Here is a 15,666-nt window from a genome sequence, read left to right on the forward strand (position 1 = left end):
CGCTAATGGCAACCCTATCCTCTCCAATCGCGCTGACAAGTATGCTTTTGTCACATAATTTTCAAAAATCCAGGGAACTTTTCCGAAAAGCAAAACACGCACTCACCTCAGGATGTGCGCGTGCTTTGTGTTCCCGCAATAGTTTACGGTCCATCGGATCGAAAAACGGACATCGGTTTGCGGGCTAATACTGGTGAGGCGTTATTTCTTACGCATCGCCTCGGCCAGTGCCGCACCCAAGCCACCCATCGCGGGCTTTTCATCACGGGCCGGTTTCGGATTGACATTGCGCATCACCGCCGGGCCACGATTGTCACGAGCCGATGGTGGTGGGGCTTCGCCACCATCCTTGCGCATGGTCAGCGCAATGCGCTTGCGCTTCACATCCACTTCCACCACCCGGACTTTCACCACATCACCGGCTTTCACCACTTCATGCGGGTCCTTGACGAATTTGTCGGCCAATTGCGACACATGCACCAAGCCATCCTGATGCACGCCAATATCGACAAAGGCCCCGAAGGCCGCGACATTGGTGACCGTGCCTTCCAGCAACATGCCGGGTTTCAGGTCGGTGATTTCCTCCACCCCATCGGCAAAGGTGGCAGTCTTGAAGCTGGGGCGTGGGTCACGGCCCGGCTTTTCCAGCTCAGCCAGAATGTCCTTCACCGTGGGCAGACCGAATTGCTCATCAACGAACTGGCGCGGGTCCAACCCTTTCAACAGGCTGCTGTCGCCCATCAACGTGCGTAGATCTCGCCCGCAGGCCGCAACGATTTTCTTGGCGACGCCGTAAGCTTCCGGGTGAACAGACGAAGCATCCAGCGGCTCCTTGCCATCGGGAATGCGCAGGAATCCGGCGCATTGCTCAAACGTGCGCGCACCCAGCCGGGCCACTTTCAGCAATTCCTTGCGGCTGGAAAACGGCCCGGTCTGGTCACGATGCGCGACAATCGCCTCGGCTATTGAGCCGCCGAGACCCGAAACCCGCGCCAGCAGCGGAGCCGATGCGGTGTTGAGATCGACACCCACCGCATTCACCGCATCTTCAACCACGGCATCCAGCGAACGGCCTAGACGGCCCTGATCAACATCATGCTGATACTGGCCAACACCGATGGATTTTGGGTCGATCTTCACCAGTTCCGCCAACGGGTCCTGCAAGCGGCGGGCAATGGACACGGCCCCACGCAAGGAGACATCGAGATTGGGGAATTCCTTGGCAGCCAGTTCCGACGCCGAATAGACCGAGGCGCCTGCTTCCGAGACGATCACCTTGGTGGGCTTTTTGCCGGTCGCGGGCAATTGCGTCAGCATATCGGCCACCAGCTTTTCCGTCTCACGGCTGCCGGTGCCATTGCCGATGGAGATCAGATCAACGCCATGCTTGCGGATCAAGCCCGCCAGTTCGGCCTGCGTGCCGCGAATGTCATTCTTGGGTGGGAAAGGATAGACGGTCGTCGTCTCCAGCACCTTGCCAGTGCCATCGACCACAGCGACTTTCACGCCGGTGCGGATACCCGGATCAAGCCCCATGGTGGGCCGCGAACCAGCAGGGGCTGCCAACAGCAAATCCTTGAGATTGCGAGCAAAAACGTGGATCGCCTCTTCCTCGGCCCGCTCCCGCAGATCACGCATCAAGTCCAGTGACAGTGACATGGAGAGCTTCACCCGCCAAGTCCAGCCCGCCACCTCCATCAGCCATTGGTCGGCGGGGCCTTTTTGGCCGATCTGATAGGCTGACGCAATCATCCGATGGGTGGGCTTGATCAGTGAAGTGTCGTCCTTGTCCGCCTCGATGGTCAGCGTCAGAATTTCTTCGTTCCAGCCGCGCAGCATAGCCAAGGCCCGATGGCCCGGCACGGTGGCCCAGCGCTCGAAATGGTCGAAATAATCGGCAAATTTCTCGCCAGACGCCTGTTTGCCATCGACCACCTTGGCATAGAGAATGGCCTTGTCTTTCAGGTAAGTGCGCAGGCTCTTCAACAGGTCGGCATTTTCCGCCATGGCTTCGGCCACGATATCGCGCGCGCCTTCCAGTGCCGCTTTGACGTCAGCCACTTCGCCCTTCACATAGGCCTCTGCCAGCCTGACCGGATCGCTGGTCCGGTCTTCCCAAATGGCATTGGCCAGCGGCTCCAGCCCTTTTTCGCGGGCGATTTCAGCGCGGGTGCGGCGCTTGGGCTTGTAGGGCAGATAGATGTCTTCCAGCTCGGCCTTGGTGGTGGTGCGGGCAATCTTGATGGCCAGTTCATCGGTCATCTTGTCTTGCGAGGTGATGCTATCGACAATCGCCTTGCGGCGCGCACCAAGCTCGCGCAGATAGGTCAAGCGCTCGGCCAGATTGCGCAATTGCGTATCATCCAGCCCACCGGTGACTTCTTTGCGGTAGCGGGCGATGAAGGGAACGGTGGCACCACCATCCAACAAATCCACCGCGGAGATCACCTGATCGGCTCGGGCATTGATCTCGCTCGCAATCAGTGCGGCAATGGATTTGATATCGTCGGCCATGAAACTTCCTTCTCAATCGTGCGGCGCGCACTGTAGCCAGCCAATCGGGCAACACAACAGCCAAGCGACGCGACTCCACAGGAAAGCCGCCAGAAGATCAACCTGTGGGTTAACCATTCCGTTAGGAAAACACACACCGAACAGGGTTAACCATTTATGACCATTCACTTTTTCTCCGCTGCCCCTATAGTTCGAAATGGAGCAGGCGCACCCTGCCAGGAACAGGTCAGCGATGAATAAAAGCCAATATATCCAAAGCCTTGACGGATTGCGCGGCCTTGCGGCCTTTGCCGTGGTGCTCTCGCATATGCCCTTGCTGCTTGGCATCAGCCTTCCAGCCCTGCTGGTCGGCGACCCCTCGGTGGCACTGTTCTTTTCGCTCAGCGGCTTCCTGATGGCCCATCTCTACGGCGCAAAGCCCTTCACCCGCGCCAGCGTGGCCGATTATCTCGTGCATCGCTTCGTGCGGATCTATCCGGTCTATCTGGTCGCTGTCCTGCTGGTCACCCTGTTGTCGGCCATTCCGGCGCTGCACTATATCCAGCCGGTTACAGACCTGGTGGAGATCTTCCGCCATATCGCCATGCTCGGCTCCAGCGGCGTGTTCTGGTCGGTGCCACCGGAAATTCAGTTCTATCTGTTTTTCCTGCTGCTCTGGCTGTGTTTCGAAAATCCGGCCAAGCGCCCCGGCCTTTGCGCGGCCATCGCTGGCGGGTTTGCAATCGCCATGTATCTCGGCTTCCCCGGCCCCGGCATCGTGCTGCTGTCGAAAATTCCCTATTTTCTGTTCGGCGCGTTGGCAGGCAGAGTGTTTTCCGCCGGTTATTGTCGGCCCGCAACGGCGCTTTCCGGTCTCGTGGTCCTTGCCTTGATCGCCCTGTTCTTTCTCGGCCAAAGCTATTATGCCGCCGCCAATGCCTTCTGGGGCACGTCAACGGCGCTGATCGCCACCATCATCGTCTATCTCGCCGCCTGTGAAGCGCCGCTCTCCAAAGCGGTGCTGGCCTCGGCTCCGCTGCGCTTTACGGGGCGGATCAGCTTTTCACTCTATCTCTTCCACATGCCGGTCAGTTTCCTGACAATCACGGTGCTGCGCACTGCGTTTGGCCCCACCCTGCCCGGCTGGCTTACCGCCCTTGTGATGATTTTCGCCAGCCTTGCAGTGGCAACGCTCAGCTATAGCGTGATTGAAAAGCCCTCCCGCCGCCTCTTTCTCGGCCTGTGGAAGGCCCGCTTTCCAGCCTTGTCCTCCGCAACCGGCAAACCGGCCATTCCAACAGCAACGCACCTTTCCTCTTGACCTTTTCGGCTGCCCGCCTTAACCGCCGGGCAGGTTTTCCAGAGGGCTGTGCCATGAATATTCTGCTGATCGGTTCGGGTGGACGTGAACATGCGCTGGCCTGGAAGCTTGCCCAATCGCCGCTGATCGGCGCGTTCTACGCCGCGCCCGGCAATCCCGGCATTGCCGAACATGCCGAACTGGTCAACGTCAATATCGATGATCACAGCGCCGTCATCGCCTTCTGCAAGGACAAGTCGATAGATTTCGTCGTGGTCGGGCCTGAAGCGCCGCTGGTGGCAGGCCTTGCCGATGCGCTGCGCGCCGCGGGCCTCACCGTTTTCGGCCCATCGGCGGCAGCCGCGCAACTGGAAGGCTCCAAGGGCTTTACCAAGGATGTCTGCGCCCGCTTCAACATTCCGACCGGCGCTTACCAGCGCTTCAACAATGCCCCGAAAGCCAAAGCCTATGTGCGCCAGCAGGGCGCGCCGATCGTCATCAAGGCCGATGGCCTGGCGGCTGGCAAGGGCGTGACCGTGGCAATGACGCTGGACGAGGCGCTGTCGGCCATTGACGATTGTTTCGAAGGCGCGTTTGGGGCCGCAGGCGCCGAGGTGGTGGTAGAAGCGTTTCTGGATGGCGAGGAAGCCAGCTTCTTCTGCCTTTGCGATGGCAAGACGCTGTTGCCGCTGGCCACCGCCCAGGACCATAAGCGGGTCGGCGATGGCGATACCGGCCCCAATACCGGCGGCATGGGTGCCTATTCGCCTGCCCCTGTGATGACGCCTGACATGGTGGAGCGCACCTTGCGCGAGATCATCGAGCCGACCATGCGCGGCATGGCGGAACTGGGCATGCCGTTTTCCGGCGTGTTTTTCGCAGGCCTGATGATCACCGAAAAAGGCCCCGAGCTGATCGAATACAATGTCCGCTTTGGCGATCCGGAATGCCAGGTGCTGATGATGCGGCTGAAAAGCGATCTGCTGCCACTGCTACATGCCTGCGCGTCAGGCACGCTAGACCAGGTCTCCGCCGAATGGCACGACGATCCGGCGCTGACCGTGGTCCTGGCCTCCAAAGGTTATCCGGGCAGCTTCACCAAGAACACCCCGATTGCCGCCGTCCCTGCCGCAAGCGATGAGGCAAAGGTTTTCCATGCCGGCACCGCGCTGAAGGACGGCCAATTGATTGCCACCGGCGGACGGGTGCTGAACGTTACGGCCCGGGGCAAGACGGTGGCTGACGCCCAGGCCAAGGCCTATGCGCTGGCCAATCAGGTGGAGTGGGACAATGGATTTAGCCGCAGCGATATCGGCTGGCAGGCGATTGCCCGCGAAAAGCCGTCGGAATCCTGATCCAAAACGAGCAATCGATAAAATTTGAACATTCCAGATTACGGCGTGACAACATCCTTTGGCTAATCTCTCCCTATGAATTTGAGGAGCCAGCCGTTGAGGAGCCAGTCAATGCGGGCCGTGATCGCCACTCTTGCCACCCTGTTGCTGTCACAGACGGCGCAAGCCTCATCCATCGAAATAATCGGTGGCGGCGACGTGGCGACACCCAGCATTTCGGCTATGGCCTGCACAACCTGCCCGCCCAGCGTCCCGATAAAAGCGCCGGAACAGACCCAGGAAATCCTAGCGGAAGGCACCCAGCGGATCGAGCTTCGCGATAGCAACGGCCATAAACAGCTGGTACGCACCGAAGCCTGGCTGGGCGGCTCGCCCGTCACCTTCGTTCAAAAGGCGGATGGCTGGCTGGACCATGACAATCAATTGGTGGGGCTGGCCGGAGACGGACTCGACACGGCAACGACCACCGCAGCCGTTGGCGATGATCATCACTCTCTCGATGCAGATAGAATGCAACTGCGCCTGAAATAATCCCTCCGCTACCGGCCCCGTGGTGTTGATGAGGCGACAATCTGAGACTGTGACGTTGCGTTTGCCATTTGCGACATAACGCAGACACACAACCCACTCGTCAGCCACTGATAAAATACAACCAAAAAACTGCCAAGCGACTGTCTTTAGGCTTTTTTTAGCAAATTTCACTATACTCCTTGAAAATTGATCGAGGCTGGAAGACACCCATGAAAAATCTCAGGATTTCGCTGCAACTGTTCCTGTTGGTCGGCGGATTGATGGCGGCTTTCGCAATTGCGACATTCTTCCAGATCCGCTCCTCAGAGCAAACCATCTATACCCAACGCTATGAAATGCTGCGCACCGAGGTGGAAACCGCCATTTCGGTGATGAAGCTTTACAATGCCAAGGAAGTGGCAGGCACCCTGTCGCGGGCCGATGCGCAAAAGCAGGCCTATGAGACGATTAATGCGCTGAAATTCGATCCGGACGGCTATTTCTTCGGCTACGACTATGATGTGAACATGCTGTTTCATCCCGATCCGAAGCGGGTCGGGCAGAACTTTAAAGGCAAAGCCGACAGCAAGGGGTTTGCGTACCGCGACGAACTGGTCAAGCTTGGCCGCGAAGGCGGCGGGCGCACCGACTTCTATGGTCCAAAGCCTGGCCTGGAGGGTAATGATTTCCGCAAGAGTTCCTATGCCAAGGCCTTTGAGCCCTGGAGCGTCGTGGTTGTGACCGGCCTCTACATGGACGATCTCGATGCGGAGGTGAATGCGGCAATCTTCAAGGCCATTTCCATGGGCCTGATCGTCTTCGTCATCGGTCTTGCCGCCGCTTATGTGGTGATTCGTGGCATTTCGCGACCGCTGACGGCCATTCACGATGCGCTGCGGGCCGTGGCCGATGAAAATGTCACGCTGACCATTCCCCATACCAATATGAGCAATGAAGTCGGCATGATGGCCAAGGCCACCAAATCCTTGCAGGAAAAGGTGCGGGAACGCCATGCCATGGTGGCCCGCCAGGAGGAACAGCAGCGCGAACTGGACAGCGAGCGTCAGCAGAATGCGGACCGGCAGGCTGAAGAGGCCCGCGCCCAGGCGCATGTGGTCGCCACCATTGGCGCCTCGCTGGAAAAGTTGGCAACCGGCGATCTGACCGTGCGCTGCGCCGATCTCGGCGCCAAATACGAGGATCTGCGCCATAATTTCAACGATGCCCTGACCCGGCTGGAGCAGGCGATGGCCCGCGTCAACCTGAAGGGCAACGATATCAGCGTCAGCAAGGAAGAAATCCGCCGCGCCTCCGGCGAGCTTGCGACCCGCACCGAGCGCCAGGCCGCCAATCTGGAGGAAACCTCGGCAGCGCTGGACGAATTGACCGTGGCAATCCGCCAGACCGCCGATGGCGCCCGCGAGGCGGCAAGCCGGGTGAAATCGGTCAGCCAGGAAGCCCAGCAGAGCGACGGCATCGTCGGCCACGCCATCGAGGCGATGAGTGGCATCGAAAAATCCTCTGAGGAAATCACCAAGATCATCGGGGTGATCGACGAAATCGCCTTCCAGACCAACCTTCTCGCCCTGAATGCCGGTGTGGAAGCCGCGCGTGCCGGCGAGAGCGGCAAGGGGTTTGCGGTCGTCGCCCAGGAAGTGCGCGAACTGGCACAACGCTCGGCGGCAGCCGCCAAGGAAATCAAGGCACAGATCGCCCGCTCGTCGGCCCAGGTCAATGAAGGCGTGCAGCTGGTGGGACGCACCGGCGAAGCCCTGAAGCGGATCTCCACCCAGATCACCGAGGCCAACGAGGTGGTGGCGCGGATTGCCGCCAGTGCCCAGGAACAGGATACCACGCTCCGCTCGATCTCTTCCGCGCTCAACGTGCTCGACACCACCACCCAGCAGAATGCCGCCATGGCCGAGGAAACCACCGCCTCAGCCGAGGTTCTCGCCAATGACACCGGCGACCTTCTCAACCTGATCCAGGGTTTTCGCGTCAACCAACAGGGTGATGGCGCGGCTCTTGGTGGCATGGCCCAGCAGATGCGCCGGGCTGGCTGAAACAGATCACTCCCGAGACGAAAGCCGCTGGAGCAATCCGGCGGCTTTTTGCGTCAGGGCCTGTCTGCCATCACTGCCTCCAGCGCGTCGATCTCCCTACCTGAAAACACCGCAACACCCGCCTCTTTCAACAGTGCCGCTGTCACGCCGAAACCCGGATGGCGGGTGCCTGAAAACGAGCCGTCATAGATAAAGCCGGAGCCGCAGGAAGGGCTGCCGTCAATCAACAGCGCATAGCGGCAGCCCTGTTCCAAGGCCACATCCACAGCCTTGCGGCCACCGGCGATGAACTCCGCGGTAACATCGCCGCCGGTCACTTCCAGCACCCGGGCGCGGCCATGCAGCACATCTGCGCCGGTGCCGCCCTGCTCGATTTCCGCAAGCGGACGCGGCGTCGGCAAGCCACCGGCCTGTTCGGGGCAAAACACCACCAGCCGCCCCTCGTCTTGCCAGCGGGCAATAGCGGGATGATGCAGGGGCTTGCCCTTGCCATCATAGCGCACCGGGCGGCCCATCAGGCAGGCGCTGATCAGGATTTTATCCATGTCTGCGCCTGCTTTCCTTACCCGGCGATCTTGGAGAAATCCGCCACCGTGCCGGTTGCCTCGCGGATGGCTTTCAACAGCGCCAGGCGATTGGCGCGGATAGCGGCGTCCTCGTCATTGACCAGCACATCCTCGAAGAACCTATCGACGGGGGCGCGCAGGGTGGAAAGCGCCTGCATGGCGGAGCGGAAATCTTCCTTGGCCACAGCCTCGGCTGCGGATTGGGTGGCTTGCACGACGGCGACATAAAGCGCCTTTTCGGCGTCGAGTGTCAGCAGTGCCTCGGACACGCCATCGGCCACTACCGTTCCCTTCTTTTCCTCCGCGGCCAACAGCTGCGTGGCGCGCTTGGTGCCGGCCAGCAGGTTCTTGCCGTCTTCGGAGGTGATGAAGGCGGTGAGTGCTTCGGCGCGGCGGGCGACCATCAGCAGGTCGTCGGCCTCAGGCGTCAGCACGGCGTCGATAATGTCATGGCGGGCGCCTTGATCGCGCAGATAGACTTTCAGACGGTCGTGGAAGAAGGAGAGGAGAGACCCGCCCAAGAATACCGACGCAAACTCCTGCGAGTACTTTGAAGAAGTACTGTCTTTGGGCGCTCCACCCGCAACACTTTCGTAAATAGCGGCATCAATAATTCGCTCAATCTCCTCGCTCGCAAGTGAACGGCCTAGCAACGAATGAGCAAAAACATCAAGCAAGGACAGACGTATATTCTTCTCAAGCAAAATACGGACATCGCCCAACGCCGCCCGCCGCAGCGCAAACGGGTCCTTCGACCCTGTCGGCTTCTCATCAATCGCCCAAAATCCAACCAGCGTATCCAGCTTGTCGGCCAGCGCCACCGTAATCGCCACCTTGTCTTCCGGCAGACGATCCGATGGGCCTTGCGGCTTGTAATGATCCTCGATGGCGGCGGCGACGCTTTCGTACTCGCCTTGTAGCGTCGCATATTTGCGGCCCATCAGGCCTTGCAGTTCGGGGAATTCGCCGACGGCTTCGGTGCGCAGGTCGGCCTTGGCCAGCACCACGGCGCGGTCCACCAAAGCTTCATCTGCACCGACGATGGGGGCGAGAACCTTGGCCAAAGCGCGGATGCGGGCCACACGCTCACCCTGGCTTCCCAACTTGGCGTGGAAGGTCACGTTCAGCGCATCCAGCTTGGCCATCCGCTGGTCGAGCGGCTTTTTCAGGTCGAGGTCGAATTTTGCGGCAGAGGCTTCAAGCGTTTCCAGATCCGGCAGATTGCCCTGGTCGCGCTTCCAGAAATGCAGGGCGTCGGATAGGCGGGCGCGGACCACCTTGCCATTGCCGTGGATGATTTCCGCGCCGCCATCATGGGCGGCGATGTTGGAGATCAGGATGAAATGGTTGGAGAGCTTTTCACTCTCGCCAATTGGCCGGGTGACAAAGCACTTCTGGTTGGTCTTGATGGTCAGCCTGATGATTTCCGAGGGGATCGACAGGTAATCGGCCTCAAACGTGCCAAGCAGGACCTGCGGATATTCCACCAGGCCGGACACTTCTTCCAGCAGGCCCTCGTCTTCCACCAGATCCAGCCCGTTGGCAAAGGCGATGTCGCGGGCGTCGTGCAGGATGATGTCCTTGCGCCGCTCGGCATCGAGGATCACCTTGGCCTTTTCCAGGCTCGACACATAATCGTCGAAGCGCCGCACGGTGATGGCATCCGGCGCGTGGAAGCGGTGGCCATAGGTCACGTTGGAAGCGGTGATCCCGTCGATTTCGAAGGGAATGATCGCCACTTCGTCATGCTCGGAGCCGAAAGTACAGAGAATGGATTGCAGCGGCCGCACCCAGCGCAGGCTTTCCGACCCCTTGCCTTCGATGCCGCCATAGCGTGAACCCTTTGGCATGGACGCCGCACCTGATCGCATGGACTTCGGCCACGGAAAACTGCGGATAATGCCCGGCATCGCCTCGGTGATGATCTCTTCGGCTGACCGGCCCGGCTTGTCGATCATCGCGACGTAGAAATCGCCCTTCTTGGGATCGGTCTTGACCACGGCCTGATCGATGGAGGCAAGCCCCGCGCCGCGCAAAAAGCCCTCGATGGCCTTTTCCGGCGCCGAAACGCTTGGCCCCTTCTTTTCTTCCTTCACATCGGCGGACCGGGCCGTCAGGCCGCGAATGTCCAGCACCAGCCGACGTGGTGTCCAATATTCCCGAGCACCCTCATAGGTCAGGCCCGCATCAACAAGTGCATCCGTGACCAGCTTTTTCAGATCACCCGCCGCTTTCCTTTGCATACGTGCAGGGATTTCCTCGGAGCGAAGTTCAAGCAGAAGATCAGGCATATTGACTTTCCTTGCCTCAGCAGGACGAGGCCAGTGGTTTTACAGGTAAACACCTGCTAGCAAAATTTTCCGGGGGCTTACAATGGCAAACTGCCATCTTAAGCGGATCAGTCGTTCTGATAGTCCACCCCAAGCGAGGCCAGCGCGTCCCAATAGCCGGGATAGGTTTTCGCCACGCAGCCGGGATCAAGGATGGTGATGCCGGAGATTTTCAGGCCAGCCAGCGCAAAGCTCATAGCAATGCGGTGGTCGGCGAAGGTGTCGATCTTTGCGGGCAGGGTCTGACCGGCAAGCGCCGGATCGGCGGCGATGATCAGGTCGTCGCCCTCTTCCGTGGCAAGGCCGGGGCGGATGGCGTTGAGGCCGGTCGAGAGCGCCCGGATACGGTCGCACTCCTTGACACGCAGATTGGCGATGCCGACGAAACGCACCGGCGTTTCGTTAAAGGCCGCCAGCACGGCGATGGTCGGGATGGCGTCCTGCATCTGGCTGCCGTCGATCACAGCGGGCATGGTCGGGAAGGCAGAAATGACAGCATGGGCCTTGGCATCGGGCTGGGTAAACTGCCCGGCGGGCGTGCCGATATCAACCTTGCCACCGGTCAACACTTCCGCAGCCCAGAGATAGGTGGCGGCGGAGGCATCCGGCTCGATGTGGAAATCGCTTGCCTTGTAGCCGGTCGGCTCGACCCGCCAGATTGTCTGGGACGGTTGCTCAATGCGGGCGCCGAAGGCGCGCATGGCAGCAAGTGTCAGGTCGATATAGCCCCGCGCGCCGATCTCGCTACCGGCCAGTTCCACCTCGAATGCCTGACCTGCCATCGGGGCCGCCATCAGCAGGGCTGAGACATATTGGCTGGAGAGACCGGCATCGATCACCACCCGGTTTTTCGTAAAAGCGCCCTTGGCATCGATGGCAACCGGCGGGCAGCCGCTTGGGGCGGCAATCGCCACGCCCAGCGATTGCAGCGCATCGACCAGCGGCTGGATCGGCCGTTTGCGCATATGCTCGTCGCCATCGATAGTGAACCGGCCATTGGCCAGTGCCACCGCCGCCGTCAGGAAGCGGGTCGCCGTACCGGCATTGCCGAGAAACAACGCCTCCTCAGGGGCGCGCCACAGGCCCGTGCCGGTCACGACGAAGGTGGTCTCATCCGGCTCTTCAACGGTGACGCCCATGGTTCTCAGCGCATCCGCCATATAGCGGGTGTCATCGCTTTTCAGCGCGCCGGTCAACCGGCTGGTGCCATTGGCCAGACCCGCCAACAGCAGAACCCGGTTGGTAATCGACTTTGAGCCGGGCGGGCTGACATGGCCGGTTAGCGGCTTTGCAGGCGGCAGGATGGTGAGGGCGTCGGCGGTCTTGGCGGTAAGGGTCATGAGCATGTCCGTGGGTTAACCGGGCTTTTGCCTGCTGCATAAGTCCTTAAATCGTTTCCGGCTTAAGGGCTTATGCAAGTAGCGCGCGGCCGTTTCCATTGCAATCTTCAATGTGCCAACCTTCAAGGTGCAGAAAGGTCGCGATCAAGGAACAACCGTGCCAGCCGGGTTTCCTGGGCTTTCGCCATCGTACGGACATAGGCATCCATTGCCAAAAGCGACAACAGGGTCGCAACACCACCGGCAGCGGCAAGATGCAGGATGTGTTGACTATGGGCCGAGAACTGCAACCGGTCAGCCACAGCCTGCGATACGACATTCATCACCGTCAGGCTCACCAGATTGCAGACCAGAATGGATGGGGCGAGCCAGTACAAGTCTCGAACGTTCAGAACTGGCAGATCATGATCCGGCACTTGTCCTTCCGGCGGAGCGTGGTCATCGCGCATGGTGATGCGGGCAATTTCCATCATCACCACCTGGGGAAATATATATTTGATGATCGGCACGAACCAACAGATCACCGAGACCCATGGGCCGAGTCGTGGCGGCGCATCAGGTGAAAGACGGATGGCGAAGTGAACGGCAAGCCACAGCCAGGCCAACCAGAAACAGGCGCTGGCAACCCGAAAGACGAAAGCGGCAATCTCGATAAAAGCCGCCCAGCGACCAACACCCTGCGCCAGCCAGCTGGTGACGCCGGTATAGGTCGCAAAGCCGGTGGCCGCCACCACATATTGAACCCAGGCGGTGTAGAGAAAAAACGGCACCAGAATGAAATAAAGCACCCCGCAGAGAGCTGCGAGAATCAGCCAGCCGCGCCGCATCCATGTCATTCGCCGGAGAAGGGTGTCCAGCGTCATGCCCTTGCCCTCTCCCCAGCCGTTTCCAAGCTCTTACGCGGCCTTGCCGAAATTCGCGCCACCGGCATCGGTCTGCAAAAAGGCCTCGCCGCAGGCCTTGGCCAGCGTGCGCACCCGCAGGATATAGCTCTGGCGCTCGGTGACGGAAATCACCCCGCGCGCGTCCAGCAGATTGAAGACGTGGCTTGCCTTGATACATTGGTCATAGGCCGGAAACACGCACTTGTGCAGAACCTGATTGGCGCTTTCGCCCGGCGCACCAGCATCCAGCAGCGCCTGGCATTCCTTCTCTGCATCAGTGAAATGCCGCAGCAGCATTTCGGTATTGGCATATTCGAAATTATGGCGGGAATATTCCTGCTCGGCTTGCAGGAAAACATCGCCATAGGAGATCTTCTCTTCGCCGTCGCGGCCATTGAAGTTCAGGTCATAGACATTATCGACGCCCTGTACATACATGGCCAGACGCTCCAGACCATAGGTCAGCTCGCCGGCCACCGGCGAGCATTCGATGCCGCAGACCTGCTGGAAATAGGTGAATTGCGAGACTTCCATGCCGTCGCACCAGCATTCCCAGCCAAGACCCCAGGCGCCCAGCGTCGGGCTTTCCCAATCGTCTTCCACAAAGCGTACGTCATGCAGCAGCGGATCGAGACCGATGGCCTTCAACGAGCCGAGATAAAGCTCCTGCAGGTTGGAGGGGTTCGGCTTCAGGATCACCTGATATTGGTAGTAATGCTGCAAGCGATTGGGATTTTCGCCATAGCGGCCATCGGACGGACGGCGCGAGGGCTGGACGTAAGCAGCCTTCCAGGGCTTAGGGCCAAGCGCGCGCAGCGTCGTTGCCGGGTGAAACGTACCAGCACCGACTTCCATATCATAGGGTTGCAGCACGGCGCAGCCCTTGTCGGCCCAGTAAGTGTGCAGCGTCAGGATCAGCGCCTGAAAGGAGCGCTTCGGGTCCATATGCGGGGCGGAAGCCGAAGGAGCGAGAGGAAGCGTCATGGGAACCTGCATGTATCATCGAAGTCAAAGGGTCAGTCTGACCTGCCATGCGCGGCCTTTGCGGTCAAGAGTGGCGTTGTGCGGCACGGTTGCTCTGGTGCAACGATCGGTCAGTGTCCAGTGACCTGGTCCAATTGCCCGCGCAGCAGAAACACCACGCCTTCAGGCGCAAAATCAATCTTCGCCTCGCCGCGAAACAGATCCGCCACGACGCGCTCGGTCAGCTTGGAGCCGAAGCCACGACGCTCCGGCTCAGACACCGGCGGCCCGCCGCGCTCGCTCCAGCGCAGGAAGAAACGGCCATCGTCATCCTTGCCCCATTCCACTCGCACCTGACCCTCCGTCACCGACAGCGATCCATATTTTGTGGCATTTGTGGCAAGCTCATGCAGGGCCAGCGACAGGCCAAGCGCCTGACGCGAAGACGCTTGTAAAGACGGTCCAACAGCCTGAAAACGGTCAGGCCTGTCACGATGCGGCTCGATGGCATTTTCGACCACTTCGGCGATATCCGCCGAGGCCACGCTTTTGCCGGTCAACAGGTCCTGCGCCTTGGACAAGGCCTGAATGCGGGCCGAAACCAGGCTCGCCGCCTGCGGCAGCGATTGCGCGCCGCGCATGGTCTGGCCGACTATGGATTGCACCATGGCCAGCATATTTTTCACGCGGTGCGCGAGTTCGCCGTTCAGCAGGCGCAATTCCTGCTCAAAGGCTTCTTTTTGCCGAAGATGCTGGCGGGTTTCCTCATGGCTCGTCTCCAGCGCCTGGCGGTCAAGCACGGCCTGCGTGGTCTCCGTGACAATATTCAGCAGCCCATGCACAGCGCCATCATCGCCGTAAAGCGGGCTATAGGAAAATGTCCAATAGGTCTGTTCGGCAAAACCGTTGCGGGTCATCACCAGCGGCATATTTTCTTCCCATGTCGCCTTGCCGGCCAGGGCACTGCGCACATACGGCAGGACCCCTTCCCAGACATCCGCCCAGATTTCGGTAAAAGGCACGCCCAGGGCCTTGTCCTTGCGCAGGCCGAGCATTGGCTCATAGGCATCGTTGTAGAATTGCAGCAGGTCCGGCCCCCACCAGAAGCACATGGGCTGACGTGAGGCTAACACCATTCGCATGGTGATTTTCAGCGATAGCGGCCAGGTGTTAATCGGACCGAGCGAGGTGGCTGCCCAGTCGAAATGGCGGATCATCTCGCCGATTTTACCGCCGCCAGCCAGAAAATCATCGGTGCTGATAGAGACATGAGAGGATGGCCAGGCGTGTTTCGCCTCCGGAAAAGACAATGCCAAGTTCCCCCAGGTTCAAAGTATTACATCATAGGATTACAGTGCCGAGCGCTCTTCGGGCGCATTCCGGTTCACTGTAACAGTTTATAGGCTTTATATAATCCCTGTCCTGACCTACAGGGGATCAGGCAGACGTACCGGCAAGGCAGTGAAACAGGTTTCACCAGCAGGTTGTTCCCGATTATAAAATCATAATTTCTGCATGATGCAAGCAGAGCTGCACAACCGACCTGGTTTTGGCACACTTTATCTTGCTCGAAAGTGTCCCTGCACCAAGGTCGCCGTCAACGCACCATGTATACAGGCTGGCATTTCATACCGATGCCCGAATAGAAGGGTCACCTTCGACCCTTCTGATCAGTCGTCCTGCTTCACCCGGTATTCGCCGGTCTTCGGATCCTTGACCAGAGTGGTGACCGCATCGCTGTCGCGCCCACTCCGGCGATGGGCATTAACCGCCTTGCGTTGCGCCACCGACGCCGTCCAGCGCCGATAATACCATACGGCAAGGCCGATCAGAATGATAAAAAAGAGAATGCGCGTCATGCT

At 59.7% G+C, this 15,666-nt stretch carries 12 protein-coding genes; 4 read left to right on the forward strand and 8 right to left on the reverse strand.

Going from position 1 to position 15,666, the window contains the following annotated elements:
• Positions 1-201: 201 nt before the first annotated feature.
• On the reverse strand, positions 202-2,514 hold the full coding sequence (locus H1Y61_RS15855) for a Tex family protein (protein ID WP_180573172.1): 2,313 nt from the start codon (positions 2,512-2,514) through the stop codon (positions 202-204).
• Between the two features lie 232 nt (positions 2,515-2,746).
• Between H1Y61_RS15855 and H1Y61_RS15860 the strand changes: the two genes are divergently transcribed.
• The 4 genes from H1Y61_RS15860 (at position 2,747) to H1Y61_RS15875 (ending at position 7,721) form a co-directional block, all read left to right on the forward strand.
• Positions 2,747-3,814: an acyltransferase family protein gene (locus tag H1Y61_RS15860; RefSeq protein WP_180573173.1), complete on the forward strand. Its 1,068-nt coding sequence runs from the start codon at positions 2,747-2,749 to the stop codon at positions 3,812-3,814.
• Between the two features lie 53 nt (positions 3,815-3,867).
• Positions 3,868-5,148, forward strand: a complete 1,281-nt coding sequence (gene purD, locus H1Y61_RS15865) for a phosphoribosylamine--glycine ligase (RefSeq protein WP_180573174.1) — start codon at positions 3,868-3,870, stop codon at positions 5,146-5,148.
• A 111-nt stretch (positions 5,149-5,259) separates the two neighbouring features.
• On the forward strand, positions 5,260-5,679 hold the full coding sequence (locus tag H1Y61_RS15870) for a plant virulence effector HPE1-like domain-containing protein (protein WP_180573175.1): 420 nt from the start codon (positions 5,260-5,262) through the stop codon (positions 5,677-5,679).
• Positions 5,680-5,888: 209 nt separating this feature from the next.
• Positions 5,889-7,721: a methyl-accepting chemotaxis protein gene (locus H1Y61_RS15875; protein ID WP_180573176.1), complete on the forward strand. Its 1,833-nt coding sequence runs from the start codon at positions 5,889-5,891 to the stop codon at positions 7,719-7,721.
• 53 nt (positions 7,722-7,774) lie between these two features.
• Here the strand turns inward: H1Y61_RS15875 and H1Y61_RS15880 are convergent, their stop codons facing one another.
• The 7 genes from H1Y61_RS15880 to H1Y61_RS15910 form a co-directional block, all read right to left on the reverse strand.
• Positions 7,775-8,266, reverse strand: a complete 492-nt coding sequence (locus H1Y61_RS15880) for a 2-thiouracil desulfurase family protein (RefSeq protein WP_180573177.1) — start codon at positions 8,264-8,266, stop codon at positions 7,775-7,777.
• A 17-nt stretch (positions 8,267-8,283) separates the two neighbouring features.
• Positions 8,284-10,578 carry a glycine--tRNA ligase subunit beta gene (gene glyS, locus H1Y61_RS15885; RefSeq protein ID WP_180573178.1) on the reverse strand — a complete coding sequence of 765 codons (2,295 nt, stop codon included), beginning with the start codon at positions 10,576-10,578 and terminating at the stop codon, positions 8,284-8,286.
• 107 nt (positions 10,579-10,685) lie between these two features.
• Positions 10,686-11,957 (reverse strand): 3-phosphoshikimate 1-carboxyvinyltransferase, encoded by a 1,272-nt coding sequence (aroA, locus tag H1Y61_RS15890; RefSeq protein WP_180573179.1) that lies wholly within the window; start codon positions 11,955-11,957, stop codon positions 10,686-10,688.
• A gap of 122 nt (positions 11,958-12,079) precedes the next feature.
• Complete coding sequence (locus H1Y61_RS15895) at positions 12,080-12,820, reverse strand: DUF4328 domain-containing protein (RefSeq protein WP_180573180.1); 741 nt, start codon at positions 12,818-12,820, stop codon at positions 12,080-12,082.
• A gap of 33 nt (positions 12,821-12,853) precedes the next feature.
• A complete protein-coding gene (locus tag H1Y61_RS15900; protein ID WP_060719273.1) occupies positions 12,854-13,786 on the reverse strand; it encodes a glycine--tRNA ligase subunit alpha in 933 nt (310 codons plus the stop codon).
• Positions 13,787-13,935: 149 nt separating this feature from the next.
• Positions 13,936-15,120 carry a PAS domain-containing sensor histidine kinase gene (locus H1Y61_RS15905; RefSeq protein ID WP_235680769.1) on the reverse strand — a complete coding sequence of 395 codons (1,185 nt, stop codon included), beginning with the start codon at positions 15,118-15,120 and terminating at the stop codon, positions 13,936-13,938.
• A 354-nt stretch (positions 15,121-15,474) separates the two neighbouring features.
• Positions 15,475-15,663 (reverse strand): hypothetical protein, encoded by a 189-nt coding sequence (locus H1Y61_RS15910; protein ID WP_041696273.1) that lies wholly within the window; start codon positions 15,661-15,663, stop codon positions 15,475-15,477.
• Between the last annotated feature and the right edge of the window lie 3 nt (positions 15,664-15,666).

Source organism: Agrobacterium vitis (assembly GCF_013426735.1).
GTDB classification, from domain to species: Bacteria; Pseudomonadota; Alphaproteobacteria; order Rhizobiales; family Rhizobiaceae; genus Allorhizobium; species Allorhizobium vitis_D.